The sequence below is a fragment of the Kocuria flava genome (assembly GCF_001482365.1).
GTDB classification, from domain to species: domain Bacteria; phylum Actinomycetota; class Actinomycetes; order Actinomycetales; family Micrococcaceae; genus Kocuria; species Kocuria flava.
On the sequence record NZ_CP013254.1, the window covers coordinates 896,551 to 922,372 of the forward strand.

Consider the following 25,822-nt stretch of genomic DNA (forward strand, 5'->3'; position numbering starts at 1 on the left):
TCCTTCCGTCGGTGCCTCCCGGTGTCCCGGATCAGGCGTCACCACGTCCCGCGTCGGTGCCGACGGGCGCCCTCCGCGGTGCGCCGGGCAGCACCAGCGCCGCTCCGCCGAGCAGCGACACGGCGGCGGTGAGGACCAGCACGGCTCCCAGTCCCAGGCCGGGGATGATCGCCCCGGCCAGGGCGGGTGCGACGACCGAGCTGACGCCCCCCACGACCAGGCAGGTCGTGAACGCCGCGCCGGCGCGGTCCGGGACCAGCTCGGCCGTCCAGACCGCGACCACCGCCGAGCCCGTCATGTACCCCACGCCGAAGACGCCGGCCGAGGCCATCGTCGCGGTCAGGGAGTCGCCGGCCAGCCCGAGGAGCGCCAGCGCCGCGCCCACGGTCACGAGGCACAGCGCGGCGACCCGCCGGCTGCCCAGTCGCCGGGCGAGGTTCCCGGTCGCCGCGCCCGCCAACCCGGTGAGGCCGACGGCCGCGTAGAGCGCGGGGACGGCCGCGGCCGGGAGGGCGCCGCGGTCGAGGACGTCGGCCGCGTAGGTGAGGTAGACGACGATGACCGCGAAGAAGACGATCGAGTAGGCGGCCGGGACCCGGAGCGCTGCCGCCGGAGAGGAGGCGCCGTCCCGTGGGTGCGGGCGCGGGGTCGGTCCGGTGCGCGGCACCAGGCGGAGGTTCACGACTGCGGCGGCCACCGCGGCCAGGGCGATGCCGGCCCACACCAGGCGCCACGGGCCGAGCGCGGCGAGGACGGCCAGGGCGGCCAGCAGCAGCAGTCCGCCGCTGGTGCCGGTCGTGATGATCGCCAGCGCTCGGGACTGCTGCCGCACGGGCACGGCACGGGTCACGATGTCGGAGTAGGGTGCCCAGACCCAGCCGCCCGCGCTGCCGGCCAGGACGACGCCCACGGCGAGCAGCCAGGGGGTCGGCGCGAGGGTCACGATCACCGCCCCCGCGGCGCCGCAGGCCCCGCCCACGGTCGTCGGGGCGCGCGAACCGTGACGGGCGGCCAGCGGGCCCGCGAGCAGCAGGCCGGCCAGGTAGCCCGCGAAGGTGGCGCTGGAGACCAGGCCGAGCACCAGTTCGGAGAGCCCCAGGTCGTGCCGGATGCCGGGCAGCGTCAGGCCGTAGGCGTACCGGGCCATGCCGAAGGCGACCCCGACCACCGCCGCGCCCGCCAGGCCGATGCGGTTGCCCGCGGAGAGTGCCATGCGTGTCCCTTCGTCCTGCGGCGTGCGCCGTTGCCGGGCCGGCCGGCGATCTCCCGGCCGCTCAGCGCGGCGTCATGACGTCCGGCGCTGATGGTGGATGAGCAGCCGCGCGTAGCCGTCCAGCAGACGGTCGACGAGATCCACCTTCAGGTATTCGTCCTCGGAGATCCTGCGCACGGTGTGCAGGGACGTCCCGTCGTACTCGACGGGCGCGGGCAGATCCAGGGGGCCGCCGGGGGGGCTCCACGGCCAGTCTCCACGCCCCCAGGTCCGTCTGCGGGGTGGAGCCGCCGACCGGTGTGCGCGCCCACAGCCGCCCGTCCGTGCCGACGACCAGGCCGCGGACGACGTGCCACCCGTGGCCGCACGTGACCCGGGAGAACGCCCGGCCGACGAGGGGATAGGACCGGGCGTCCCGGGGGACGTACACGAGGGTGGCCGGTTTCAGTCCCTCCGTGCGCAGCAGCTCGCTCGCCTCGACCCCCACCTGCCGGACGTGCTCCAGGGCCCGCCGGAGGCCCTCGTCGTGCCGGGCGGGATCGGGCGGGATCCGTGCGCCAGGCTCCGGCGCGGACGCCTCCACGGCGTCGGCCCGGGAGCGACGCTCGTCCTCGATGCTCATGCCGGCCCCTCACTCGGGCGGCCGCGATCGACTGTGGGCCACCTCACTCGGGAGACGATCCTACTGGGTGCGGCGAGGCGCCGCCCGGAGTCCTCCGGGCGGCGCCTCGCGGTCACCTCAGGTGCCGCAGCGCGGCGGACGCGCTACAGCGCGCCGTTCTCCCACGGGCCGGTGATCGCGTAGGTGATGCCGGGGCTCTGCACGTTGAAGAACAGGATCCGGCCGTCCGGGCTGAACGTGGCCCCGGCCAGCTCGCTGGTGTTCGGGGAGTTCAGCTCCACCAGGTCGAAGATCAGCCCGTCGGTGGTGACCCCGCGCAGCAGGTCCTTGCCGCCGCCGTCCTCGCACAGCACCAGACCGCCGGTGTTCGGGGACACACAGAGGTTGTCCGGGGCCTGCAGCACCTCCGGGTCGGTGGACTCGTAGACGAGCACGAGCTGACCGCCGGAGTTCCCGCGGGGCCGGTACTCCCACACCTGACCCAGGCCGGCGTCGCCGCCGCTGGTGGAGTTGATGTAGATCGAGCCGTCGCCGTACCAGGCGCCCTCGAGCCGGGCGAAGACCGCGCCGCCCTGGCCGTAGCCCTGCTTGAACACGGCCAGGGTGTCGGTGCTGTCCGGGTCCGGGTCCGCGATGTCGACCCACTCGGCCGGGAGGGGCGTGCCGACGCGCTGGCTGAAGCGGGTGTCGTACTGGGGCCGGTCCTTGACGGCCAGCATCTGCAGCCGTCCGCCGGCGGCCAGGTCGTCCCGGTCGTCGGGGATGAACCGATAGAACCCCGAGGTGCCGCGGTCCTCGGTCTCGTAGACGATGCCGGTCTTCGGGTCGATCGCGACGGCCTCGTGGGTGAAGCGGCCCATCGCCTTCAGCGGCACCGGGTCGACGGGCGCGGTGGCGCCGGCCGGGACCTCGAACACGTAGCCGTGCGGGTGCGCGACGTCCAGGCCGGTGAACGTCTCCTCGCAGGTCGGCCAGGTCCCGGCCGGGGTGGGGCCACCGGCGCAGTTGCGGATGGTGCCGGTCAGCGACGGGTAGGTGCTGACCAGGGACATGGTGGCCGGGTCGAAGACCAGGTTGGTCGTGCCGCCGGCGGCGTTCGGGTCGTAGCTGCGCGCGCCGAAGGCCGGTCCCTCCGCCTGCTCGTGGTTGCGCACCAGGTTGATCATGCCGTTCTCGCCGGGGAACGCGGCCATGCCGTCGTGCTTGCCCGGCGTCGGCGTGCCGTCGCTCATCGGGGTGCCGGTGTGGCCGAAGGCCACGTAGGAGAAGCCGGCCGGCAGCAGCAGCTCCCCGCCCGGGGCGGGCTGCAGCGCCCCGTAGCCGCCGTTGTCCGGAGCCTGCATCGTGTCGTTGCCGCGCGCACGCCCCTCGGCGGCGTGCGCGGTGTTCCCCATCAGCGCGGACAGCGCGGCGGCGGCGCTCAGCGCCCCGCCGGCCTTCAGGAGTCCGCGGCGCCCCATCGTCGTCCGGGTCTGTTGTGCGCTCATGTGGTCGTGGTCCTCACTGGCTCGGTCGGCTGCTTCCGGGGACCGACTCCACCAAGGGCGGGCGAACAGCGGGCCAGCGCGCCGTGAACCGCCCGTATCGGGCACGTGGCCGGTCCTGTTGCGTCCGTGAACGCAGCCACCGGGAAGTGGGAAGGGGCGGTCCCCGCCGCCGGGCGCTGCCCGCCCCGCGGGCCGGACCGGGCCCGGGGGCGTGCCGCGGCCCGGAGGCGGTCCGGAACGTCACGGGACGGTGCCCGGAGCGCACGACGACGACGGCGGGGCGCGGCAGCCGCCCCCGGTGGGGCTAGCGTGAGGTGGGCGCGGTCGTCCCGCGCCCACCCGTCCCGCCGTGAAAGGCCCGCATGTTCCTCCGCTCCGGTGCCGCGCCCCGCCGCCGGCCCCTGCTGCCCGCGCGGGCGGCGTTCTGGGTGCAGGCCTCCGTGCTGCTGGTCATCATGGCCGCCTCGAGCGCGCCCAGCCCGCTGTACCCGCTCTACCAGGACCAGTGGGGCTTCCCGCCGGTCGTGCTGACGGTCATCTTCGCCGCCTACGTCGTGGCCCTGCTCGCCGCGCTGCTCACGGTGGGGGCGCTGTCCGACCACCTGGGGCGGCGCCCGGTGCTGCTGGCCGCCCTCGTGCTGGAGATCGCCGCGATGGCCGTCTTCGTCGCCGCGGACAGCGCCGGGACCCTGATCGCCGCCCGCCTGGTCCAGGGCCTGGCCACCGGCACCGCGACCGGGGCGCTGGGCGCCTACGTCATCGAGCTCGAGCCGCGGGAGCGCCGGGGGCTGGGCACGGTGCTCACCGGCGCCGGGCCCGTGCTGGGCCTGGCCGCCGGGGCCGTGGTCTCGAGCCTGATCGTCGCGGCGGCCCCGGCGATGATCGACCTCGTCTTCCTCGTGCTGCTGGGCCTGCTCGTGCTGCAGGCCGTGGGCACCGCGCTCGGCCCCGAGACCGTGGCCCGGGCGCCCGGGGCGCTGGCCTCGCTGGTCCCGCGCGTGTCCTTCCCGCCGCAGGTGCGCCCCTCGGCGCTGTGGGTGCTGCCCGCCGCGACCGCCTGCTGGGCCCTGGGCGGGCTGATCATCTCCCTCGGCCCCAACCTCGTGCGCACCCTGACCGGGACGGAGTCGGTGGTCCTCACCGGCGTGGTCGTCGCGGCCCTGACCGGCACCGGCGGGACCGCCATCCTCTTCCTGGGTGCGACGGCCCCGCGGCGGGTGCTGGCCCTGGGCATGAGCCTGCTCGCGGCCGGGATGGCCGCCACGATCGGGGCGCTCGCGGCCGGGTCGGTGGCGCTGTACCTCGCGGCCACGGTCGTGGCCGGCGTGGGCTTCGGCGCCGGCTTCCTCGGGGTGCTGCGCACGCTGCTGCCGCAGGCGGCCCCGCACGAGCGCGCCGGGCTGCTCTCGGCGATCTACGTGGTCAGCTACCTCTCCCACAGCATCCCGGCCGTGGCCGCCGGCGCGGTGGCGGGACCGGCCGGGCTGGTGCCCACGGCGATCGGCTACGCCGTGGCGGTGCTGCTCCTGGCCGTTCTCGTGCTCGTCGGGCTGCGCCGGAACCGGCCCGTGCCGGGCCGGGACCGCGCCGCCTGACCGCCCCGCACCTCCCGGGCCCGCGGTGCCGTCCTCGTTACGATGCCCGAGACACGGCGCGCCGCGGCGCGGTGGTGCCGCGCGCCGACACGACACGAGAGGACACCCCCATGACGTCTCCGACACCGGCCCCCGTGGTGCTGGGCCGCATCGACGAGTCCTTCCACCAGGTCGCCGCGGCCGTGGTCGAGGAGGTGCTCCTGCGCCTGGGCCACGAGGTCGAGGTGCGCGAGGGCCCGCACCCGCAGATGTACCCGCAGCTGGCCGAGGGGGAGCTGGAGCTCTTCGCGGACAGCTGGCTGCCCGGCGGCCACGGGACCTACTGGGCGGAGGTCGGCGACCGGGTCCTCGAGGTCACCCCGCTGTTCGAGGGCGCCCGGTTCTACTGGGCCGTGCCCGGCTACGTCCCCGCCGAGCTGGTCTCCTCGCTCGGTGACCTCGCCCGTCCCGAGGTCACGGCCCGGATGACCACGCTGGAGGTCCAGGGCACGACGCCGGGGGCCGGGCTGACCATGCGCTCCCAGCAGCTGGTGGCCGACTACGGGCTGGACGCGGCCGGGTGGACCCACCGGATCGGGGACCTGCAGGCGATCCTCGACACGGTCGAGCGGCGGATCGCCGCCGGCGACTGGTTCGTCACGCCCCTGTGGCAGCCGCAGTACCTCAACGACGTGCACGAGCTGCGGCCCCTGGCCGACCCGCTGGGGGTCTTCCCGCTCCCGGACCGGGCCTCGCTCGTGGCCCACCGCGGCGCCTGGGAGCGGCTGCCGCAGCGCACCCGGGAGGTGCTCGGGCGGATCCACTACCCGATCGAGGCCGTCAACGCCATGGACCGCACGGTCAACCTCGACGGCCTCGACCCGCTCACCGCTGCCCGGCAGTGGATGGCCGGCCACGAGGACGCCGTGGCCGCCTGGCTCGCCTGAGCGCTCCCGTGCCGGGGGCCGCGGGGCACGTCCTCGGGCGGGCCGTGCGCGGTGCTGCGCTCAGGAGCGGCGCCGGTGGTGGAGGATCAGCAGCCGCGCGTAGCCGTCCGTGAGCCGGTCGACGAGCCCGGCCCGCGTGCACACGTCCTCGGCGATCCGGCGCACCACGTGCAGGGAGGTCCCGTCGAACTGCACGCTCGGGGGCAGCTCGAGCGGGCCGCCGGGCGGCTCCACGCGCAGCCGCCACGCGTCCAGGTCCGACGGCGGGGCGGGGCCCCCGGCCGGGGAGCGCGTCCACAGCCGCCCGTCCGTGCCGACGACGACGCCGCGCACCACGTGCCACCCCCGGCCCTCGACGACCCCGGACAGGGCCCGGCCGACCAGGGGCCAGGACCGGGCGCCGTGGGGGACGTGGACGAGCTTCGCGGGCGCGAGCCCCTCCGCGCGCAGCAGCTCGCTCGCCTCGACCCCGACCGCGCGCACCTCCGCCAGGGCGCGCTCCAGGCGCTCCTCGTAGGCCGCCCGCTCGCGCGGCTCCCGGCGGCTGGGCCGGTGGGGGTGGGCCGCCGTGGTGGCGACCCGGCAGCGTCGTTCGTGCTCGATGCTCATGCCCGTCCTCGTCTCGACGGGCACGAGTCTATGTGGTTCAGCTCACGCGCACGGCCGACCCGGCCGGGCTCCGGCGCTCCGGCGCCGGGACGGGCTCGGCCGTGAAGGTCTCCCACAGCCACCGGGCGATCCGGGCGGTCTCGGCGCGCAGCTCCCCGGTGCTCATCGGCCCGAAGGTGGTGGCGGTGTCCGAGCCGGCCACCGCCGCGGCGGCGGCGGTGTTGGCCCGGGCGTAGAAGGCCTGCGCGTCCGCCAGGAACTCCGCCCACTCCCGGGCGCGGCCGAGCGCGGGGCACAGGCCGGGCCACATGCCGGAGGCCTTGAACGCCTCCCGCGGGATCCGGTCCAGCACCGCCCGCCGCGGGTCGCGCCCGGTCTCGGCCGCCCGGGCGGCCTCCCGGCTGACGAACCCGGCGACCGTTGCCGCGCAGCGGTCCCCGGCCGCGCCGTCCATCCCGTGCCGGTAGAGCACCGCCCGCACCTGCCAGTGCACCCAGGCGCCGGCGGCGCGGTGGCCGGTGACCTCCGCCCAGGTCTCCACCGCGGCGTCGGTGGCCAGGCTGAAGGCCCGGCGCAGCCCGGCACCGACCGGTGTGGGGGGCGGTCCCGCCCCGAGCGGGTCGTGGGTCAGGAGAGCAGGGTCGTGCAGGGAAGTGTCCATGGTCGGCGTTCCGATCCTCGCAGGGCGGGCACCCGGTGGCCGACCCCCTCGTTTGCGTCGGCGAACTCCTGGGCGCTGAAGCTCCAGTATGGCCAGGAAGCCCTCCGGCGACCAGTTCCCAGTGTGGCCCACAGCCACCGCACCGCCGGGTGCGGACGATCCGGTCAGGATCCGGCGGCGATCTCCCGGGCCACCCGCCGGGCGATCTTCCCGACGTAGCCGGTCAGGCCCGGGCGGTGGACGTAGCCGACGAACCGCAGGCCCGGAGCGAGCTCGCGGCCGGCGCCGTCGCGCGGCATCCCGTGCTCGTCCAGCACGCCGAGCCCGCCGACGAGCTCCTCCAGGCCGGTCCGGTACCCGGTGGCGGCGATGACGGCGTCGGCGGGCTCGCGCCGGCCGCCGGCCAGGACCACGTCGGCGCCGTCGAGCCCCACCACGGCGGGGACGCACTCGATCGCCCCAGCCCGGATCTCGTCGAGGACCACCTGGTCGACGACCGCGGGGGTGACCCCGCGGGCCCTGATCGCGGCCATCGCCCCCTCCGTGGGGCGGGGCAGGCCGTAGGCGCTGAGGTCCCCCACCGTCCGGCGCTGGAGGGCGAACAGCAGCCGGTCCACGAGCGGGTCGGGCAGGCGCAGCAGCAGCGGGACGGGCAGGTCGCCGGGCACGCCGTGCAGCTCGCGCAGCAGGATGTTGGGCGGGGTGCGCACGGCCAGCAGCACCCGCGCGGCGCCGCCGGCGACGAGCTGGTGGGCGATCTCCATCCCGCTGGTGCCCGCGCCGGCGACGACCACGGTCCGGCCGGCGAAGGGTGCGGGGCTGCGGTAGGCCGAGGAGTGCAGGACCTCGCCGCGGAACGTGCTGCCGACCGCCCAGGAGGGCAGCTTCGGCCGGTTGAGGGCGCCGGTGGCGACGACCACGTGCCGGGCGGGCCGGTCGCCCGCCGAGGTGCTGACGCGCCAGCCTCCGTCGTCGTCGGGGCGCACCCGGGCGACCTCCACGCCGGTCTCGACCGGCACGCCGTGGTCGGCGGCGTAGCGCTGCAGGTAGGCGACGTACTGGTCGCGGGTCGGGAACTGGCCGTACGCGCGCGGGAAGGGCGCGCCGGGCAGCGCGGAGCGGCGGCGGGAGGTGTTGAACCGCAGCGCGTCGTAGCGGCCCGTCCACGCGGCACCGGGCCGGTCGCCGCGCTCGAGCACGGTGACCGGCACGGCGCGGGCCAGCAGCTCCGCGGCGGTGGCCAGGCCCGCCGGGCCGGCACCGAGGACGAGGACGGGGGGAGCGGTGCCCACGGGGGCCTCCTTCCGGCCGGCCTGCGCGGCGGCTCAGCGGATGTTCTGGTTGACGTGGAAGAGGTTGCCGGGATCGTAGCGGCGCTTGACCTCGAGCAGCCGGTCGTAGTTCTCCCGGTAGCCGGCGCGCACCCGGTCCTGGCCCTCCACCATCATCATGTTCACGTAGGCGCCGCCGAGCGAGTGCGGGTGGATGGCCTGCCAGTACCGCCCGGACCAGTCCCGCAGCTCCTCGGCCCGGGCGGGGTCGTGGTCCACGGCGGCGATGACCATGGCCCAGGTGGCGTCGCGGTAGCTGAACGCCGTGTCCGTGCGGCCGGGGCGGTGGGCGGCGCCGTCGACCGGGTACAGGTGCATGGTCGACTGCACCGTCGGCAGCGTCGCCCCGTGCCGGGCGTGCAGCTCCACCGCCTCGTCGGGGATCTCCCCGATGAAGTCGGCCCGCCAGTACCACTGGTCGCCCGGCGGCAGGAGGGCGTCGAAGGCGGTCTGCAGCGCGGGGAACGGCATCGGCTGCACGCCGTCCAGGGCCGGTCCCAGTGCCCGCGCCGGGGCGAGGGCCGCGTCGGCCTCCTCCGCGGGGCCCGTCCAGCACCACACCACCCCGCACACCCGCTGCCGGTGCAGCTCCTCGGGGAACGGCGGGACGGGCGGGACGATGTGGAAGGCGAAGAACCCGTTGAGGTCCTCCGGGGCGGTGGGCAGGAAGTCGCGGTACCAGCGCAGCAGCTCCGCGGCCCGTTCGACCGGCCAGAGCATGGGCCCGCCCACGACCGTGTCGACCGGGTGCAGCCGGAAGGTGAACGCGGTGACCACCCCGAAGTTGCCCCCGCCGCCGCGCAGCGCCCAGAACAGGTCGGGGTGGTGCTCGGCGTCGGCCGTCACGAGCCTGCCGTCGGCGAGCACGACGTCGGCGGCCAGCAGGTTGTCGACCGTCAGCCCGTGCCTGCGGGTCAGATAGCCTATCCCGCCGCCCAGGGCCAGCCCGCCGACCCCGGTCGTGGAGACGATCCCGGACGGGCAGGCCAGGCCGAAGGCGTGCGTGGCGTGGTCGACCTCGCCCCAGCGCGCCCCGCCCTCCACGACGGCGCGGGCGCCGGCGGGGTCCACCCTGATGCCGTTCATGGGGGAGAGGTCCAGCACGATCCCGCCCTCGCAGGTGCCCAGCCCGGCGCCGCTGTGCCCGCCCCCGCGCACGGCCAGGTCCAGCCCGGTCTCCCGGGCGGTGGTGACCCCGGCGACGACGTCGGCCACGTCCTTGCACTGCAGGACCAGCGCCGGGTGCTTGTCGATCATCGCGTTGTACACGGCGCGCGCGGCGTCGTAGCCGGGCTCGCCCGGCAGGAACACCGGGCCGCGCATCCGGCTCCGCAGCCGCTCCAGCGCCTCGGGCGTCAGCGCGCCGGCCGTGGTGGCTCGTTCCGCCATGACGGCACCTCCTCCGTGCTCGTGGGCCTGTGCCCACGGTGCGCGCCGGGGCTTTCACGGGCCTTTCATCCCGCGGTCAGTGGCGGACAATGGGGACATGGGACAGGACCCCGTGGAGATCGGCGTCCTGGGGACGCTCGAGGTCCGGCGCGCCGGAGCACCGGTCGCGCTGCCCGGCGCGCGGCCGCGCACGGCCCTCGCCGCGCTCGTCGTCCACGCCCCGCACCCGGTCTCCGTGGACGCCCTCGTCGAGGCCGTGTGGGGCGACGACGGACCGGCCCGCCCCCGCGGGGCGCTGCACACCGTCGTCTCGCGGCTGCGCGCGGTCCTGGGCGGGGAGGCCGTGCGGGCCGGTCCCGCGGGCTACCGGCTGGCGCTGCCGCCCGGGGCGGTCGACGCCGGCCGGTTCGAGGCCCTGCGCTCCCGGGCCGCCGGGATGCCGGCGCCGCAGGCGGCCGGGGTCCTCGACGAGGCGCTGGCGCTGTGGCGCGGGCCCGCCTACGCCGAGTTCGCCGACCACGGTTTCGCCGCCCCCGAGGCCGCGCGCCTGGAGGAGCTGCGCCTGCGGACCGTGGAGGACCGGGCGGTGCTGGCGCTGGGCACCGGGGCGGTCGACGACGCGGTGGCCGCCCTCGAGGACCTCGTGATCCGGGAGCCGCTGCGGGAGCGCGCCCACGGGCTGCTCATGACCGCCCTCTACCGCGCCGGGCGGGCGGCCGAGGCGCTCGAGCGCTACGCCGCGCTGCGCCGGAGCCTCGCCGGCGAGCTGGGCCTGGACCCCACCCCGGCCCTGCAGGACCTGCAGCGGCGGATCCTCGGCCACGACCTGCTGCCCGGCCCGCCGGTCGCCCCGGCGGCCGTGCGGGGACCGGCGCCCGCCTGGCCGCCGGCCGCCGGCGCCTTCGTCGGGCGGGAGGAGGAGACCGCGCAGCTGCTGCGGGCCGTGGCCGCCCACCGCCTCGTGTGCGTCACCGGCCCCGGCGGGGTCGGCAAGTCCCGGCTCGTCGCCGAGGCCCTGCCCGGGCTCTGCCGGCGGCTGGCCCGCCCGGCGGTGGTGGTCGAGCTCGAGGACGCCGCAGCCGCCCGGGTCGAGGCCCGGGTCGCCGCCGCCCTGGGCCTGGGCGCCACCGGGCGGCTGCGGGAGGCCGTGCTCGAGTACCTCGCGGCGTCCTCCCTCCTGCTGGTCCTCGACGGTGGTGACCGCGTCCTCGGCGCGCTGCGTGACCTCGTGGACGCCGTGCAGCGGACGGCCCCGCGGGTGCACGTCGTGGTGACCGCCCGGCACCGGCTCGAGCGCCCGGACGAGCAGGTCCTCCCGCTGGCCCCGCTGCCGCTGCCGGATCCGGAGGACACGCCGGAGCGGGCCGCCCGGACCGGTGCCGTGCGGCTGTTCCTCGACCGGCTGGGCCGGGCCCGGCCCGGCGCCGGGCCGGACGCGCCGGCGGACGTCGTCGAGCTGTGCCGCCGGCTGGACGGGGTGCCGCTGGCCCTCGAGCTGGCCGCCACGCAGGCCGCGGCGCTCGGGGTCCGGGCCGTGCTCGAGGGCCTCGGGGCGGGGCTGGAGCTCGAGGACGGTGCGCACGGGCCCCTGCGCACCGTCGTCACCCGCTCCTACGACCTGCTCGCCCCGCCCGACCGGGCCCTGCTCGGCCGGCTCGCGATGTTCACCGGGACGTTCGACCTCGGCGCCGCCGAGCAGGTCGCCCCGGGGACTCCCGCCGCCGCGGGCCTCGCCCGGCTCGTACGGGCCTCCCTGGTCCTTCCCGTGGTGGACGGCGCCGCGACGCGCTACCGGCTGCTCGGCGTCGTCCGCGCCTTCGCGGCCGAGCGCGCGGACGCGGGCGCCCCGGAGGCCCACCGGCGGTGGGCGGCCGACCACGCGCAGCGGTGCGCCCGCGCGGCGATCGGACCGGACTGCGGTGCCGCCCTGGGCGGGCTCGAGCGCACCCGGGCGGACCTCGCCGCCGCCGTCGCCGGTGCCCTCGCGGCCGGCCGTCTCGAACCGGCGGCCCGCACCGTCGGCGCCCTCGGGCTGTGCGTGCACTGGGTCCCCGGCCCCGTCCTGTCCGACCTCGCGCTGCAGGTCGGCGAGCACCCCCGTCTCGGGAGCACCGGGGCGGGCGCACTGGCGCTCGGGGCCGCGGCCCTCGCCGCGGACGAGCGCGGTGAGCCCGGCCGGGCGCGCCGGCTCGGGTCCCGGGCCCTCCGGGCGGCCCGCACCCCGGCCGAGCGGTACCTGGCGCGGGCCGCGCTGGGCATCGCCGCCATGTACGCCGGGGACCGGGACGAGGCGGCGCGGCACTGGCGGGACGTCCTGACGATCGCCGGCCTGCCGGAGGCCTACCGGGTCGACGCGCACGCGGTCCTGGCCCTGGCCCACGCGACGGCCGGCGCGGCCGCTCCGGCCGAGGAGCACGCGGCCGCCGCCCGCCGGGCCGCCGAGCGCAGCGGCGCGGCGTCCCGGGAGGCGTTCGCCCTCTACGCGAGCGGTGAGGCGCTGCTGCCCGCCGACCCGGAGGCCGCGGTGGAGGTCCTGCGGGAGGCGGCGCGGATCGCCGAGGGCGTCGGCGCCGCGCAGGTCTCCGCGGTCTCCTCGGTGGCGCTGCTCTCCGCGCTGACCCGGACCGGGCGCGGGGCGGAGGCCCTCGACCTCGCGCGCACCCTCCTGGAGGTCCAGCGCCGCGGCGGCCACTGGCCGCAGCTGTGGACCACGCTGCGGATCCTGGCCGAGCTGTTCGCCGCGGGCGGGTGCCCGGAGGTCGCCGCCCTGATCCTCGGCGCGGCCGAGGTGGCCGGGTCGGCGCCCGGCCTCGGCGGCGCCGACGTCGAGCGCTACCGGGCCCTGCAGGCCGGCCTGCGGGCGGAGCTCGGCCCCGAGCGGACCCACCGGATCGCCGTCCTCGCCCGGCTGCTCCCGCGCGCGGAGGTCCTCGACCGGGCCCGGGACACCGCCGAGGCGCTCGGGGCGCGGCGGTCCCCGTCCTTCCCGGGCCGGTAGGACGTGCTCCCGCCGTGCGGGGAGCCCCCGCACGGCGGCGGGCTCAGATCTCGATCCGGTGCGCCTCCCGCAGGGTCGCGAAGCGCTCGGGGTTGGAGGTCAGCACGATCACCTGGGTCCGCTCCCCGGCGGTGGTGATGGCCGAGGCCAGGCGCCGCAGCCGCTGCGGGTCGGAGTGGCCCAGGGCGTCGTCGAGCAGCACCGGCACCCCGTCCTCCGGGTCCACGAGCAGGGCGGTGGCCAGGCGGATGAGGATCACCAGCTGCTCCTTGGCCCCGGTCGAGAGCGCGGGGAAGGGCAGCCAGTCGCCGTCGAGCCTGCGCTCCTCGACCTCCAGCGACCCGCTGACCCGCACCTCGAAGTCGGGGCCGTAGACCGCCCGGCCCAGCTGCTCCACCGCGGCGCGGAACGGCTGGACGTACTGGGCGTGGGCGCGCTCGCGGTGGGCCAGCAGCGTCCGCTCCAGCAGCAGGGCGGCCTCGGCCCGCCGCTCGAGCCCGGCCAGGTGGCGCCGGGCGGCCTCCAGGCGGGTCCCGGCCCGGTCGTGGTCCTGCTGCACCCGGTCCCGGCCCATGCCCTCGAGCCGGCCCTCCAGGGAGCTGCGCCGGCCCCGCCGCTCCTCGAGGATCCTCTGGAGCCCCTCGATCTGGTCGCCGACGAGCTCCCGGTCGGTCAGCACCCGGTCGGCGTCGAGGCCGGCCAGGGCGGCCTCATGGGCGTCGATCTCCTCCTGGACCGCCGCCATGGCCTCGGCCGCCGCGGTCACGGCGCGGTCGAGGTCCTCGTCGGGCACCTCCCGGCGGGCCTCCTCGAGCCGGGCCCGCCGGCCGGTGAGGCTGCGCTCGAGCTCGAGCAGCTGTCCCCGGACCGAGTGCACGTCCGTCTGGGCCCGCTGCAGCTCGTCCCGGGCCGCGTCGGCGGCGGCCTCGGCGCGGCGGGCGGCGTCCTCGGCCTCCTCGAGCGCGGCCTCGGCGGCGTCGGCCGCCTCCCGGGCGGCCTCGGGGGTCGCCGGCAGCGGCACGTCGTCGTCGCGCCGTGCGCGGTGCTGCTCGATCGCGGCCGCGAGCCGGTCCCGGTCGTCGCGCAGGCGGGACTCGTCCTCGCCGTCGAGCAGGCGGTCGCGGTCGGCGACCGCCTCGCGCACCTGCCGCTCGAGCTCCTGGGCCTCGCGCAGCGCGGCGCGGGCCGCGGCGACCGAGGCGACGCCGTGCCGGGCCAGCAGCGCGACGAACGCGGCGGCGGCCGTGCGGGCGGCCTCGCGGCGGGTCTCGATGCCCTGCTCGGGGGACAGGCGCAGCCGCCACTGATCGGGCAGCTCGAGCTCGACCTCCCCGGTCACCGGGACCGCGAGGGGCTTTTCTGGGTCGACCTCCTCGCGGACGCCGTCGCGCACGAGCGGGCGCGCCCGGCCGAGCGCGGTGAGCTCGAGGCGGGCGCTGCCGGCGGCCAGCTCCGCCTCGGCCCGCTCCGCGGCGCGCTCGGCGCGCTCGAGCCGGTCCACGGCGTCCTCGTCGACCTCCGTGGCGGGACGCGACTGCAGCTCGGCCAGCCGGGCCCGGACCTCCTCGAGCGAGCCCAGGACCTCGAGCACGCGGCGGTGGCGCCCGACGTCGTCGAGGTGGGCCCGGTCCTCCCGCGCGGACCGGGCCGCCGCGCGGGCGTGCTGGACCGCCGTCTGCGCGGCGGCCCGGCGCTGCTCGGCCTCCCCGGCGCGCTCGCGCACCGGGGCGAGCTCCTCCTCGCACCGGGCCAGCTGCCCGGCGAGCGCGGTGCTGCGCTGCTCCTCGGCGGCCAGGGCGGCCACGAGCTCGGTGCGGCGGGCGGCCCGCTCCCGGGCGCGGTCGAGCTCGCCCTGGGCGGCGTCGCGGCGGCGCCGGGCCTCCTCCCGCTGCCGCTGGACGTCCTCGACCTGCCCGGCGGCGCGGTCCAGCTCGGCGTGCTCGGCGCGGGCGGTGGCCAGCTTGCGCTCGGCGTCGGCGATCGAGGCGGTGAGCTCGGTGAGCTCGTCCTCGACCACGGCGATCGTCCGCAGCTCCTCGGCGGCCTCGGCGGCCGCGGCCTCGGCGTCGCGGCAGGCGGTCTCGGCCTGGACGTAGCCGGCGTTCTTCTTCCGCGTCGCCGTCCAGTACTTCTCGCACTCGGCCCCCACGCGCTCCAGGAGGGTGGCGACCTCGCGGTCGTCGCCCGGGGCCTCCCCGGCGCGGGACTCCAGGGCCCGGCGCAGCGCGGCGCTGTCGGTCAGGGCGTTCTGGGCCAGCCCGCCCGCCTGCATGAAGCGCAGGGCCTTCCACAGCGCGGTGTCGGCCCCGGCCCACAGCGCCTCGGCGGCGTCGTGGGCCTCGCGCCCGGTCACGGCCCTCCCCGACTCGGGCCCGGCGACGTGGCGCAGGGTCGTGGACGGGCGCTTCAGCCACTGCTTGGTGTAGACCACCCGGGTGGTCCCGATGGAGAACTCCGCCTCCACGAGCACGGGCACGTCCCGGCCGGCGGGCCGGGCCTCGAGGATCCGCTTGTGCTTGCTGCTGTCGGGCAGGTCCAGCAGGGCGTCGAGGGCGTCGATCATCGAGGTCTTGCCGATCTCGTTGCGCCCCGTCACCACCACGACCCCCGCGTCGGGGAAGGTCAGCTCGCGCTCGGTCACGCCGCGGAAGTTCTCCAGCCTCAGGCGGTGCAGCTTCATCGGGCGGCTCCTCCCACGAGGCGGTACAGCAGGCGCAGGGCGTCCCCGGCGGCGGGGGCCTCCGCCGTCTCCGAGGCGGCCGTGGCCCGCAGCTCGGCGACGGCGTCCGCGGCGTAGCCGCCGACGTCGAGGTCCTCGAACTCGTGCCGGTCGGGGACCACGGCGAGGTCGGTGTGGCGCTCCCACGCGTTGAGGCTCGCGAAGACCTCGGCCTGCTGCTCGAGCAGGGCCTCCAGGGCCGCGGCCTCGGAGAGGTTCAGGGTGCCGGTGAAGACGGTCTTCAGGACGATCCGCTCCTTGGGGGTGAGCGCGGCCAGCTCGGCGCGCAGGGCCTCGACGTCCTCGGCGCCGTCGAGGTGGCGGGTCAGGACGCGGTGCTCCCACTGCCCGACCGGGTGGGCGGTGACGCGGGGCCCGTCGTCGTCGAGGTCGACCTCCAGGACGTGGCCGCGGCCGGGCTCGCGGAAGCCCGTGGACTCGTGGGTGCCGGAGTAGTGGATCGCCCCGTGCCCGTCCTCGGGCCAGCGGATGTGGCGGTCGCCCAGGGCCACGTAGTGGATTGCCCCGCGGGCCAGCGCCTCGTCCAGCGGCGCCCGGCGCACGGTGGTCAGGGAGGTGCGATCCGGGTCGAGCTCGTCGAGCATGCCGTGCCCCACCACGATGCGCAGCGTCCCGTCCGCCTCGAGGCCTTCCAGGGCCGGGGCCACCGGGTCGGTGTCGGGGCGCTTGCTGCGCCAGGGGGCCGCGACCAGTTCCACGCCGTCGACGACGGGGTGCGGGCCCCGCTCGTCGAGCAGCACCACGTTGGCCGGGGCGAGGTCCCGGAAGTCCGGCCGGCCCCAGAGCGAGCCCGGGCCCAGGGGGTCGTGGTTGCCCGGCAGCAGGTACACGGGCAGCCCCACGGAGCCCATGGCGTCCAGGGCGCGCCCGACGTCCCGGCGGCTCAGGTTGGCGTGCTCGAACACGTCCCCGGCCACCACCACGAACGCGCACCCGCGCTCGCGGGCCAGCTCCCCGATGCGCCGGATCGTCTCGACGCGGTCGCCCGTGTACCGCGACTGGGCCTCGCCCTCGAGGTAGTGCCGGGTCATGCCCAGCTGCCAGTCGCTCGTGTGCAGGAAGCGGGTGCTCGTCATGGACGTCCTTCGGTCGTTCGCCGTCGCGTGCGCGGGGTCCGCGCCACCGGCGCGCCGCACAGCCCGTGCGGTTCCCCGGTGACACCGCCATTCTGGCCCCTGTCCCGGACACGCTCCGGCATCCGGCCCGTCGAGGCCCGCCCGTGCCCGTCCCCGGACCGTCGTGCGGCGTCCTCCGGGCGCAGCGGCCGGATTCCTGGCGCACCACCGGTTCTCGATACCGTGAGGCGGATAACCGACGCACGGAAAGAGGCCAGAATGCACGATCGGATCCGCAATGCCCGGCTCGGCGAGCGCGTGATGTCCGCCGAGGAGGCGGCCGCGCTGATCCAGCCGGGGATGACCGTCGCGATGAGCGGCTTCACGGGCGCGGGCTACCCCAAGGAGGTGCCGCTGGCGCTGGCCCGGCGCATGGAGGCCGCCGAGCAGCCGTTCCGGATCCGGGTGCTCACGGGCGCCTCCACCGCCCCGGAGCTGGACGGGGCCCTGGCGAAGGTGGACGGCATGGAGCTGCGCCTGCCCTACCAGTCCGACCCCGCGCTGCGGGAGCGGATCAACGCCGGCACCCTCGACTACATCGACATCCACCTCAGCCACGTCGCCCAGCACACCTGGTTCGGGTTCTTCGGGCCCGTCGACGTGGCCGTGGTCGAGGTCGTCGGCATCACCGAGGACGGGCGGCTGATCCCGTCGTCGTCCGTGGGCAACAACAAGACCTGGCTCGAGCAGGCCGACAAGGTCATCCTCGAGGTCAACCGGTTCCAGCCCGCCGGCATGGAGGGCATGCACGACGTCTACTACGGCACCGCCCTGCCCCCGCACCGCAGGCCCATCCCGCTGGTCGACCCCGAGGACCGCATCGGCGAGCCCTACCTGAGCGTGGACCCCGAGAAGGTCATCGCCGTGGTCGAGACCGACGGCCCCGACCGCAACTCCCCGTTCAGCCCGCCGGACGAGTCCTCGAAGCAGATCGCCGGGCACCTGCTGGAGTTCTTCGACCACGAGATCCGCCGCGGCCGCCTCACCGACCGGCTGCTGCCGCTGCAGTCGGGGGTCGGCAACATCCCCAACGCCGTGATGGCCGCGCTCGCCGAGGGCGGGTACAAGGGCCTGACCGCCTACACCGAGGTCATCCAGGACGGGATGCTCGGGCTGATCAAGGAGGGCGTGCTGCGGATGGCCTCGGCCACCTCCTTCTCCCTGAGCCGGGACGGGGTGGACGAGTTCAACGCCAACGTCGACTTCTACCGCGAGCGCATCATCCTGCGCACCCAGGAGATCTCCAACCACCCGGAGCTCATCCGCCGCCTCGGCTGCATCGCCCTCAACGGGATGATCGAGGCCGACCTCTACGGCAACGTCAACTCCACCCACGTGGCCGGGACCAAGGTGATGAACGGGATCGGCGGCTCCGGGGACTTCGCCCGCAACGGCTACCTGTCCGTGTTCATGTCCCCGAGCACCGCCAAGAACGGCAACATCTCCGCGATCGTGCCGATGGCCAGTCATGTGGACCACACCGAGCACGACACCATGGTCGTCATCACCGAGCAGGGCCTGGCCGACCTGCGCGGGCTGGCCCCGAAGCAGCGGGCCCGCACGATCATCGAGAACTGCGCCCACCCGGACTACCGGCCGATGCTCGAGGACTACTCCGAGCGCGCCCAGCGGGAGAGCTTCGGCAAGCACACCCCGCACCTGCTCGGCGAGGCCCTCTCCTGGCACGAGCGGTTCGTGGAGACCGGCAGCATGCGCGTGCCCGACCGCCGGCCCGCCGGCTGAGCGTCCCGGACCACGACGACGAGGAACGGCCCCGGCCCGCGGCACTGTGCGCGGTCCGGGGCCGTCCCTCGTGGGGGAGGGCTCAGCTCCAGGGCTGGTGGCGCAGCCCGTGGGCACCCCGGTAGTCGGGGGAGACCGGCTCGGCCCAGCCCTCGACCAGCTCGTCGTCGAGGCGGTAGACCGTCACGTCCAGCGGGTGGCAGATCTCCACCGGGTCGGTCACGCCGGGGCCGAACATCGGCTTGGACAGGTCCCCGCCCGGGCAGGCGGAGAGCGCCACGAGCAGGTCCTGCTCGGCGAAGAACTCGAAGTGGTCGCCCGGGGTGGCCGGGCAGGTCTTCATGAAGTACTCGTCGTCGTCGTTGAGCCCGGTGCACTGGAAGACGTTGAGGACGTCGTGGACGTCGAACTCCGTCAGACCCCAGGGCAGCACGGCGCGCACGAGGTTGGAGTGGCAGTGGAAGTCGAAGTCCACGCCGTTGAGCATCTTCGACACGTAGGGGTCGCAGCGGGTGCCCAGGGTGTCGTGCAGTCGCCCGCCCTCGGCGTCCACGCCGTAGCCGGCCAGGGTGTCGCCGACGATCGTGGCCATCGGCCGCAGGAACGGCAGGTTCGACCACAGCCGGTCGAAGGTCGTGACGTGGGCGGCCTGGAGCTGGCGGGTGCGCGCCGCCCAGAACCGCTCCCGCGGGTTGTGCCGGTTCCACAGGTTCAGGTCCCCGACCTGCGGGCCCTCGACCGTGGAGATCCGGCAGACGTGCCCGGCCGGCACCTCCCACGCGCGGCCGGAGCGGATGGGGACCCTCAGCTCCTCGACGACGGTGCGCCGCTCGGTCGCGGCGCCGATGCGCCCGTAGAACTCCTGGTCGACCTGCAGGGCGGCGCCCTGGTAGGCGGCCTCGGTGAGACGGGCGTCGGGCTGGGTCACGGGAACTCCTTCGGGGACGGAACGGGTGGTCGGGGTCATCGGGGCACGACGGCGGAGCGCTGCGCCGCCCGCACCGCGTCCACCACGGCGGCCTCCGAGTCGGCGAGGTAGGCCAGCAGCTCGATCTCCGCCGCGTCGCGGCGACCGGACAGCAGCAGGTCGGCGATCGTGCGGTCGCGCTCCATCCACTGCGCCTGGAACGCGGCCTCGTCCGGCATCACGGCGAAGGCCAGGCGCAGCTGCGCGGCGAGGTCGGTGAAGAACGCGTTGAGCCGGGCCGAGCCGGCCAGGCCCACGAGCGCGGCGTGGAAGACGAGGCTGGCGGTGCCGGCGCCGCGCCAGTCCTCGAGGGTCCGCTCGTGGAGCCCGGCCGTGGCGGCCCGGTCCACCTCGGCGAGGTCGCGGTCCGTCGCGCGGGAGCTCGCCTGCACCCCGCCGACCTCCAGGACCCGCCGGGCGGCGTAGATGTCGGCGACGTCCGCGGCCGTCAGCACCCGCACGGAGCTGCCGGTGTTGCGGGCGTGGACGACCAGCCCGTCGCTCTCCAGCAGCCGCAGGGCCTCCCGGACGCTGTTGCGCGAGACCCCGTGCTGCGGCGCCAGCGCGCGGTCCATCAGCCGCGCCCCGGGCGGCAGCTCACCGCGCAGGATCTGGGTCCGCAGCGCGTCCCGGACCCGCCCGGAGGCGCTCGCGGTGTCGTCGGTGGTGGTCACCCTCCGACGCTACCAGTGTTCAACCATTTCTGTCTCCAGGGGTTCTGGGAAGTCCGCTCCAGTGGCGGGAAGCGTGTGAATACCGGGTAAATTCTGCAGATTCTGTGTCGATTGCCGTTCCCGGGGGTGGTCAAATGGTTCAACCATCCCTAGTGTGTGGGATCACAACTCGTCGTCCACCGAAGGAGCGGGCCGTGCCCGAGAGCAGACGCCCAGAGGTTTCCACCGTCCCGCCGGGAACCGCCGGCCCCGACCGCGGCCGGGAGACGACCGGCCGCCGCCGGCGCCTGCCGTTCGGGCCGGGCCTGATCATCGCCGCGTCGTTCATCGGCCCCGGCACCATCACCACGTCGATCGTCACCGGCGCCTCCTACGGCTTCACCCTCGCGTGGGCCGTGGTCTTCTCGATCCTCGCGACGATCGTCCTGCAGGAGATGACCGGACGCCTGGGCCTGGCCACGCGGCTGAGCCTGGGCGAGGCCCTGCGGGTCGTCTTCGAGTCGACGGCCGCCCGTGCCGTCATGGTCGTGCTCGTCGTCGCGGCCATCGGCATCGGCGGGGCCAGCTACGCCGGCGGCGACACCACGGGCACGGCCCTGGCCCTGACCACGGTCACCGGGCTGGACGTGCGCGTCGTCGTGGTCGGGATCCTGCTGCTCATCGGCGCGCTGCTGTGGACCGGCAGCTACAAGGCCATCGAGGTCGTGCTCACGGCGATGGTGGTGATCCTCGGGCTGATCTTCCTCGTCACGGCGATCGTCGTCCGCCCGCCGATCGGGGAGATGCTGCGCGGGATGTTCGTGCCGACCGTGCCAGCCGGCGCCCTGCTCACCACCATCGCGCTCATCGGCACCACCGTGGTGCCCTACAACCTCTTCCTCCAGTCCAGCCTCGTGCAGGAGAAGTGGGGCCGGGACGTCGACCCGGACCTCGCGATGCGCCAGTCGCGCACGGACACGGTCGTCTCGATCTCGGTCGGCGGCCTGATCACCCTCGTCGTCATGGCCACCGCCTTCGGCGCGATGTTCCTGCGGGGGATGACCGCCGAGACCGGCCAGGACCTCACCCGCGCCCTCGAGCCGCTGCTCGGCCCGGCCGCCCCCTGGGTCTTCGCCGTGGGGCTGTTCGCCGCCGGGTTCACCTCCGCGGTCGCCGGCCCGCTGGGCGCGGCCTACGCCATCAGCGGCACGATCGGGCGGAGCACCGACCTGCGCAGCACCCCGGCGCGGATCATCTGGATCAGCGTGCTCGTCGTCGGCGGCGTCATCGCCCTGACCGGCTTCAACCCCGTGCAGATCATCGTCGTCGCCCAGGCCGCCAACGGGCTGCTCCTGCCGATCATCGCGATCTTCCTGATGATCGTCATGAACAGCTCCCGGCTGATGGGCCGGTACCGCAACGGCCCGGTGGCCAACGTGCTGGGGGCGCTCATCTGCCTCGTCGTCACCGGCCTGGCCGCCTACCAGCTCACCGACCTGGTCGGGCTCTGGGGCTGAGCGCGGGCCCCGGCCCGCGCTGCCCACGACGACCGCGGCTTCCCGGTGCCACGATGGACCCGGAGACCACCACCCGAGGAGGAACCGTGACCGACCCGACCGAGACCACCGCGCCCGGGGCCGCCGGCGCCCTGCCGTCCGTGTGGATGCAGGACCTCACGTGGGAGGAGGTGGCCGGGTACCTGGAGCACGAGCGCATCGCCGTCGTCCCCGTGGGCAGCACCGAGCAGCACGGCCCCGCCGGGGTGCTGGGCGTGGACGCCTACGTGGCGATCACCCTCGCCGAGGACCTGGCCCAGCGCACCGGCGTGCTGTGCACGCCCCCGATCTGGTTCGGCGACTCCAGCCACCACGGGGCGTTCCCCGGCACCCTCAGCGTCCAGGCCTCGACGCTGTCGCTGCTCGTGCGCGACGTCTGCCGCAGCCTGGCCCGCCACGGCTTCGACCGGATCGTGCTCGTCAACGGGCACAAGGGCTCCAACCTGCCCGCGCTGACCACCTCGCTGCGGCAGCTGCACGACGAGGAGCTGCCCGGGGTGCTCTTCGCCGTGGCCGACCCGCTGCACCTGGCCCGTTCCGCGGCGCCGGGGCTCAAGGACGTCAACGAGCACCACGGCGGGGAGCTCGAGCTCTCCCACGTCCACCACCGGATCCCCGGGTCCGTGCGCACCGACCGGCTCACCGACGCCGGCGTGGACTTCCAGGAGGTCTTCGGCGGGTTCGTGGGCGACGACCTCTTCGGTCCCGCCCCGGACGGCGTGGACATCATCTGGTCCGGGGAGGAGCAGCGGCGCTTCGCCCCGACCGGCAGCTTCAGCTCCTCGACGGGGCTCAGCGAGGAGAAGGGGCGGCGCTACCACGACCACATCGTGGCCCGGCTCGCCGAGCTGGTCGCGTGGCTGCGCACCTACGACGGCCCGGTCGGCGCGAAGCCGGCCCCCCGGGGCCCGGAGGGGCCCGCGGCCGGCTGAGGTCCCGGGGGACCGGCTCAGAAGAAGCCGTTGCCGTGCGGCATCCGCTCCGGCACGGGCTGGACGACCTCCCAGTGCTCCACGATCCGGTCCTCGGCCACCCGCCACAGGTCGTAGCAGCCGGCCGGGACCGGGGCGCCCGGCGCGCCGTCGCCGGGCTCGAGGTCGGCCTCGGTCAGGGTGAGCACGAGGTCGCCCTCGCCGAGCACCCGGCGGAGCGTGCGCCGGGTCAGCCGCCGGTCCGGGCGGTGCTCGACGTAGTAGTGGCCCCGGCCCAGCTCCTCGAGGGCGTCCTGGTCGGCGCCGAGGAGCCGCTCGTGCACCCACTCGGTGACCAGTGCCTTGTTCGCGGCGGTGCGCTCCGCGTCGGAGGCCTCCGGGGGCCCGCCGGTCCGGTGGGCCCCCTCGTGCCCGCCGGGCAGGGGCTCGAATGCGTCCCAGTGCTCGGCGATCCGGTCCCCGTCCAGGCGGAAGACGTCCACCGCCACCATCGGGTCGGGGCCGAAGCCGTGGTAGACGCTGTGGGTCGCGACCATGTCCCCGTCCTGGATCATCCGGAGCATGTCGATCCGGAAGTCCGGCGGCAGCTGACCGACCACGGCCTTGAGCCCGTCCGGGCCGTCGGGTCCGAGCGCCGAGTGCTGGCGGAAGCCGGGGGCCCAGTGGCGGTCGACGGCCGTCGGGTCCCGGTCGCCGAAGAGCTCGGCGCCGGCGGTGATCACGATCTGCTTGCGGTCCATGGCCGTCCCCTGACGCTGCCGGCCCGACAGGTCCGCCGGACCGTCCCGGTGGGGCACCCCGCGGGGCGTGGCGACCACGCTACTCCGGCCGGGTCCGCCCGGACAGGGACGTGCGCCGTGTGACGGACCGGGCGCCCGCCGGCCGGTCCGGACGTCTTGTCCTCGGAGGGCCCACGGCCCACCATGGAGCTGTCCCGAGGGGAGGGGTCATGCGGATCGCGCTGGCCGGCGACGTCATGCTGGGCCGCCTGGTCGACGAGCGGCTGCGCCGGGAGGCGCCCGACTACCCGTGGGGCGACGTCCTGCCGCTGCTCGCGCAGGCGGACCTGCGCATCGCCAACCTGGAGTGCGTGCTCGCCGACGACGGGCCGCCGTGGCCGCGCAAGACCTTCCACTTCCGCTCCGACCCGGCCAACGTCGCCGTGCTCGAGGCGGCCGGGATCGACGTCGTGACGCTGGCGAACAACCACGTCCTCGACCACGGCGCCGGGGCGCTGGGGCAGATGCTCGCGGTGCTCGACGCCCACGGCATCGCCCGCACCGGCGCCGGCCCGGACGCGGCCGCCGCGTCCGCCCCGGCCGTCGTGGACGTGGGCGGCACGGCCGTGGGCGTCGTGGCGGCCACCGACAACGAACGCCGCTGGGCCGCGGGCCCGGACGCGCCCGGGATCGCGTGGCTGCCGATCGACCTGCAGGACCCGCGGGCGCAGGAGTTCCTCGCGCTCGTCCGGCGGACCCGGGCCCGCACCGGCTTCCTGGTCGCCGCCGTGCACTGGGGCCCGAACTGGGGCGACGACGTGCCCGAGGAGCACCGGGTCTTCGCGCACGCACTGGTCGAGGCGGGGGCGGACGTCGTCGTCGGGCACTCCCCGCACGTCTTCCGCGGGGTGGAGCTCCACCGCGGCCGGCCGGTGCTCTACAGCGCCGGCGACTTCGTCGACGACTACGCGGTGCACCCGGTCGAGCGCAACGACCAGTCGTTCCTCTTCCACCTCGACGTCGAGGGGGCCCGGCCGCGGACCCTGCGCCTGCACCCCACCGTCGTCGAGGACTGCCGGGTGGTGCGGGCGGGCAGGGAGGCCCGGGCGATCGCGGCGCGGATGGCCGAGCGCAGCGCCGCGCTGGGCACCGCGTCCCGGTGGATCGACGGCGAGCGCTGCCTGGAGATCCCCGTGGGCTGAGACCGCCGCGGGCTACGCCCCGGCGTGGTCGCGGCGCTCGAGGAGCCGGGAGACGCCGTAGCCGATGACGATGCCCCAGAACGCGGCGTGGATGTTGAACAGGTCCAGCCCGGAGACGGTCACGACGAAGGTCACCAGGGAGCCGAGGGTGAAGGTCGTGGCGAAGGCCGTGACGAAGGCCTGCTGCAGGGCCTTGAGCATCGCGATCCCGCCCAGGGCCAGCACGAACGCCTCCGGGGTGGCGAGCATGAACCGGGTCAGGGCCGGGGCCAGCAGCGCGAAGACCAGCGCGATCGAGCCGTAGACCACCGCGCCGGTGTACTGGCGGTGCTTCTCCCCGGAGGAGGTCAGCAGGGCGTTGGTCGGACCGGTCACGCACGCCGAGACGGCCCCGAACCCGGCGTTGAGCACCGAGAACGCCCCGGAGACGATCGCCGAGACGTTGACGGGCGGGCGGTGGCCGGCGGCGCGCAGCACGGCCACGCCCTGGCCGCTCTGGACGATGAGCACCGTGATCGCCAGCGGGACCACGAGCTCCAGCTGGGCGGCCCAGGTGAACTCCGGGGCGGTGAACACGGGGGCGGCCAGGATCGGCCCGTCCGCCGAGTCCAGGGCGAACTGCCCGCTGAGCGCCACGGCGGCGATGCCCACCACCAGGGTGCCCAGCACCGGCGGGAGGAACCGTCCCAGGACGGGCACCGCGCTCAGCAGCAGGAAGGCCAGCACCATGGGACCGGCCACCACGGGGTTGGTGCGGGTGGACTCCACGATGTCGGTGCCGAAGCGCAGGAACACCGCCGCGACCATGGCCATGACGATGGGCATCGGGATCGCCGCCATCACCCGGCGCACCACCCCGCTCGCGCCCAGGGCCAGGATGAGCACCCCGGAGGTGAAGAACGCCCCGACCACCTCGGGGAAGGACAGGTGCTGCAGGGACGGGCCCAGCAGCACGGTGCCGGGGATGGACCAGGCGAAGCCCAGCGGCTGGCGGTAGACCAGGGACATCAGCAGGGTCGCCGCCCCCGCGGAGAGGAAGATCCCGCTGACCCAGGACGCGAGTTGGCCCTCGGTGAGCCCGCCGGCCGCGCCCACGGCCAGGGTCACCGCGATCGGCCCGGAGGCGGCGAAGATCAGCCCGATCACGCCGTTGGCCACGTGCTGCGGGCCGAGGTCCCGCAGCACCCGGCGCGGGCCCGCCGGGCGGGTGCCGGGGCGCTCGAGCAGCGGCGAGGACCCGTTCTCCGCGACCGGTGCGGCCGGGGTGGCGGTCGGGGTCTGCTGGTCGGTGGGCATGGGCACTCCTGGACGGCGCGGACGGACGGGTGGTGCGACCAGTACAGCAGAGCCCGGCGGCCGGCGGG

19 protein-coding genes are annotated in these 25,822 nt (G+C 75.9%); 7 read left to right on the forward strand and 12 right to left on the reverse strand.

Going from position 1 to position 25,822, the window contains the following annotated elements:
* Nucleotides 1-31 precede the first annotated feature (31 nt).
* Both AS188_RS04045 and AS188_RS04055 read right to left on the reverse strand, forming a co-directional pair.
* Nucleotides 32-1,213, reverse strand: coding sequence for an MFS transporter (locus tag AS188_RS04045; RefSeq protein WP_058857769.1), 1,182 nt, complete (start codon nucleotides 1,211-1,213; stop codon nucleotides 32-34).
* Nucleotides 1,214-1,978: 765 nt separating this feature from the next.
* A complete protein-coding gene (locus AS188_RS04055; protein WP_058857771.1) occupies nucleotides 1,979-3,322 on the reverse strand; it encodes an alkaline phosphatase PhoX in 1,344 nt (447 codons plus the stop codon).
* A 362-nt stretch (nucleotides 3,323-3,684) separates the two neighbouring features.
* On the opposite strand from AS188_RS04055, the gene AS188_RS04060 reads away from it, so the two are divergent.
* Together AS188_RS04060 and AS188_RS04065 are read left to right on the forward strand one after the other, a co-directional pair.
* On the forward strand, nucleotides 3,685-4,917 hold the full coding sequence (locus AS188_RS04060) for an MFS transporter (RefSeq protein ID WP_058857772.1): 1,233 nt from the start codon (nucleotides 3,685-3,687) through the stop codon (nucleotides 4,915-4,917).
* Nucleotides 4,918-5,027: 110 nt separating this feature from the next.
* Nucleotides 5,028-5,843, forward strand: coding sequence for a glycine betaine ABC transporter substrate-binding protein (locus AS188_RS04065; protein WP_083529235.1), 816 nt, complete (start codon nucleotides 5,028-5,030; stop codon nucleotides 5,841-5,843).
* Between the two features lie 60 nt (nucleotides 5,844-5,903).
* Here AS188_RS04065 and AS188_RS04070 read toward each other — a convergent pair whose 3' ends face one another.
* The 4 genes from AS188_RS04070 to AS188_RS04085 all read right to left on the reverse strand — a co-directional run bounded on the left by AS188_RS04070 (nucleotide 5,904) and on the right by AS188_RS04085 (nucleotide 9,833).
* Entirely contained in the window at nucleotides 5,904-6,452 is a 549-nt protein-coding gene (locus tag AS188_RS04070) for a hypothetical protein (protein ID WP_058857774.1), read from the reverse strand.
* Between the two features lie 37 nt (nucleotides 6,453-6,489).
* A complete protein-coding gene (locus AS188_RS04075) occupies nucleotides 6,490-7,113 on the reverse strand; it encodes a hypothetical protein (protein WP_058857775.1) in 624 nt (207 codons plus the stop codon).
* A 164-nt stretch (nucleotides 7,114-7,277) separates the two neighbouring features.
* The gene (locus tag AS188_RS04080) at nucleotides 7,278-8,405 is read right to left on the reverse strand and encodes a flavin-containing monooxygenase (RefSeq protein ID WP_058857776.1); all 1,128 of its coding nucleotides are present in this window, start codon (nucleotides 8,403-8,405) and stop codon (nucleotides 7,278-7,280) included.
* A 33-nt stretch (nucleotides 8,406-8,438) separates the two neighbouring features.
* Nucleotides 8,439-9,833, reverse strand: a complete 1,395-nt coding sequence (locus AS188_RS04085; protein WP_058857777.1) for an FAD-binding oxidoreductase — start codon at nucleotides 9,831-9,833, stop codon at nucleotides 8,439-8,441.
* 97 nt (nucleotides 9,834-9,930) lie between these two features.
* On the opposite strand from AS188_RS04085, the gene AS188_RS04090 reads away from it, so the two are divergent.
* Nucleotides 9,931-12,831 (forward strand): AfsR/SARP family transcriptional regulator, encoded by a 2,901-nt coding sequence (locus AS188_RS04090; protein WP_169797981.1) that lies wholly within the window; start codon nucleotides 9,931-9,933, stop codon nucleotides 12,829-12,831.
* 43 nt (nucleotides 12,832-12,874) lie between these two features.
* Here the strand turns inward: AS188_RS04090 and AS188_RS17650 are convergent, their stop codons facing one another.
* Both AS188_RS17650 and AS188_RS04100 read right to left on the reverse strand, forming a co-directional pair.
* On the reverse strand, nucleotides 12,875-15,511 hold the full coding sequence (locus tag AS188_RS17650) for an AAA family ATPase (protein WP_058857779.1): 2,637 nt from the start codon (nucleotides 15,509-15,511) through the stop codon (nucleotides 12,875-12,877).
* On the reverse strand, nucleotides 15,508-16,647 hold the full coding sequence (locus AS188_RS04100) for a metallophosphoesterase family protein (protein ID WP_058857780.1): 1,140 nt from the start codon (nucleotides 16,645-16,647) through the stop codon (nucleotides 15,508-15,510). The genes AS188_RS17650 and AS188_RS04100 overlap by 4 nt, the downstream gene beginning before the upstream one ends.
* Nucleotides 16,648-16,905: 258 nt before the next feature.
* On the opposite strand from AS188_RS04100, the gene AS188_RS04105 reads away from it, so the two are divergent.
* Nucleotides 16,906-18,429, forward strand: coding sequence for an acetyl-CoA hydrolase/transferase family protein (locus AS188_RS04105; RefSeq protein WP_058857781.1), 1,524 nt, complete (start codon nucleotides 16,906-16,908; stop codon nucleotides 18,427-18,429).
* A gap of 82 nt (nucleotides 18,430-18,511) precedes the next feature.
* On the opposite strand, the gene AS188_RS04110 is transcribed toward AS188_RS04105, so the two are convergent.
* Nucleotides 18,512-19,357 (reverse strand): urea carboxylase-associated family protein, encoded by an 846-nt coding sequence (locus tag AS188_RS04110; RefSeq protein ID WP_058857782.1) that lies wholly within the window; start codon nucleotides 19,355-19,357, stop codon nucleotides 18,512-18,514.
* 35 nt (nucleotides 19,358-19,392) lie between these two features.
* On the reverse strand, nucleotides 19,393-20,070 hold the full coding sequence (locus AS188_RS04115; protein WP_058857783.1) for a GntR family transcriptional regulator: 678 nt from the start codon (nucleotides 20,068-20,070) through the stop codon (nucleotides 19,393-19,395).
* Nucleotides 20,071-20,264: 194 nt separating this feature from the next.
* Here AS188_RS04115 and AS188_RS04120 point away from each other — a divergent pair, with 194 nt between their 5' ends.
* Complete coding sequence (locus AS188_RS04120; protein WP_236945048.1) at nucleotides 20,265-21,566, forward strand: Nramp family divalent metal transporter; 1,302 nt, start codon at nucleotides 20,265-20,267, stop codon at nucleotides 21,564-21,566.
* Between the two features lie 86 nt (nucleotides 21,567-21,652).
* Nucleotides 21,653-22,537: a creatininase family protein gene (locus tag AS188_RS04125; protein WP_236945049.1), complete on the forward strand. Its 885-nt coding sequence runs from the start codon at nucleotides 21,653-21,655 to the stop codon at nucleotides 22,535-22,537.
* A gap of 17 nt (nucleotides 22,538-22,554) precedes the next feature.
* Here AS188_RS04125 and AS188_RS04130 read toward each other — a convergent pair whose 3' ends face one another.
* Nucleotides 22,555-23,277, reverse strand: coding sequence for a nuclear transport factor 2 family protein (locus AS188_RS04130; protein WP_083529541.1), 723 nt, complete (start codon nucleotides 23,275-23,277; stop codon nucleotides 22,555-22,557).
* A gap of 209 nt (nucleotides 23,278-23,486) precedes the next feature.
* Between AS188_RS04130 and AS188_RS04135 the strand changes: the two genes are divergently transcribed.
* Nucleotides 23,487-24,458: a CapA family protein gene (locus AS188_RS04135; RefSeq protein WP_058857785.1), complete on the forward strand. Its 972-nt coding sequence runs from the start codon at nucleotides 23,487-23,489 to the stop codon at nucleotides 24,456-24,458.
* Between the two features lie 12 nt (nucleotides 24,459-24,470).
* Here AS188_RS04135 and AS188_RS04140 read toward each other — a convergent pair whose 3' ends face one another.
* Complete coding sequence (locus tag AS188_RS04140; RefSeq protein WP_058857786.1) at nucleotides 24,471-25,754, reverse strand: benzoate/H(+) symporter BenE family transporter; 1,284 nt, start codon at nucleotides 25,752-25,754, stop codon at nucleotides 24,471-24,473.
* Nucleotides 25,755-25,822 lie beyond the last annotated feature (68 nt).

Bases quoted from the DNA above. Each gene is read 5' to 3' on its own strand.
- AS188_RS04045 (WP_058857769.1), bottom strand. From the start codon at position 1,213: ATGGCACTCTCCGCGGGCAACCGCATCGGCCTGGCGGGCGCGGCGGTG.
- AS188_RS04055 (WP_058857771.1), bottom strand. From the start codon at position 3,322: ATGAGCGCACAACAGACCCGGACGACGATGGGGCGCCGCGGACTCCTG.
- AS188_RS04060 (WP_058857772.1), top strand. From the start codon at position 3,685: ATGTTCCTCCGCTCCGGTGCCGCGCCCCGCCGCCGGCCCCTGCTGCCC.
- AS188_RS04065 (WP_083529235.1), top strand. From the start codon at position 5,028: ATGACGTCTCCGACACCGGCCCCCGTGGTGCTGGGCCGCATCGACGAG.
- AS188_RS04070 (WP_058857774.1), bottom strand. From the start codon at position 6,452: ATGAGCATCGAGCACGAACGACGCTGCCGGGTCGCCACCACGGCGGCC.
- AS188_RS04075 (WP_058857775.1), bottom strand. From the start codon at position 7,113: ATGGACACTTCCCTGCACGACCCTGCTCTCCTGACCCACGACCCGCTC.
- AS188_RS04085 (WP_058857777.1), bottom strand. From the start codon at position 9,833: ATGGCGGAACGAGCCACCACGGCCGGCGCGCTGACGCCCGAGGCGCTG.
- AS188_RS04090 (WP_169797981.1), top strand. From the start codon at position 9,931: ATGGGACAGGACCCCGTGGAGATCGGCGTCCTGGGGACGCTCGAGGTC.
- AS188_RS17650 (WP_058857779.1), bottom strand. From the start codon at position 15,511: ATGAAGCTGCACCGCCTGAGGCTGGAGAACTTCCGCGGCGTGACCGAG.
- AS188_RS04100 (WP_058857780.1), bottom strand. From the start codon at position 16,647: ATGACGAGCACCCGCTTCCTGCACACGAGCGACTGGCAGCTGGGCATG.
- AS188_RS04105 (WP_058857781.1), top strand. From the start codon at position 16,906: ATGCACGATCGGATCCGCAATGCCCGGCTCGGCGAGCGCGTGATGTCC.
- AS188_RS04130 (WP_083529541.1), bottom strand. From the start codon at position 23,277: ATGGACCGCAAGCAGATCGTGATCACCGCCGGCGCCGAGCTCTTCGGC.
- AS188_RS04135 (WP_058857785.1), top strand. From the start codon at position 23,487: ATGCGGATCGCGCTGGCCGGCGACGTCATGCTGGGCCGCCTGGTCGAC.
- AS188_RS04140 (WP_058857786.1), bottom strand. From the start codon at position 25,754: ATGCCCACCGACCAGCAGACCCCGACCGCCACCCCGGCCGCACCGGTC.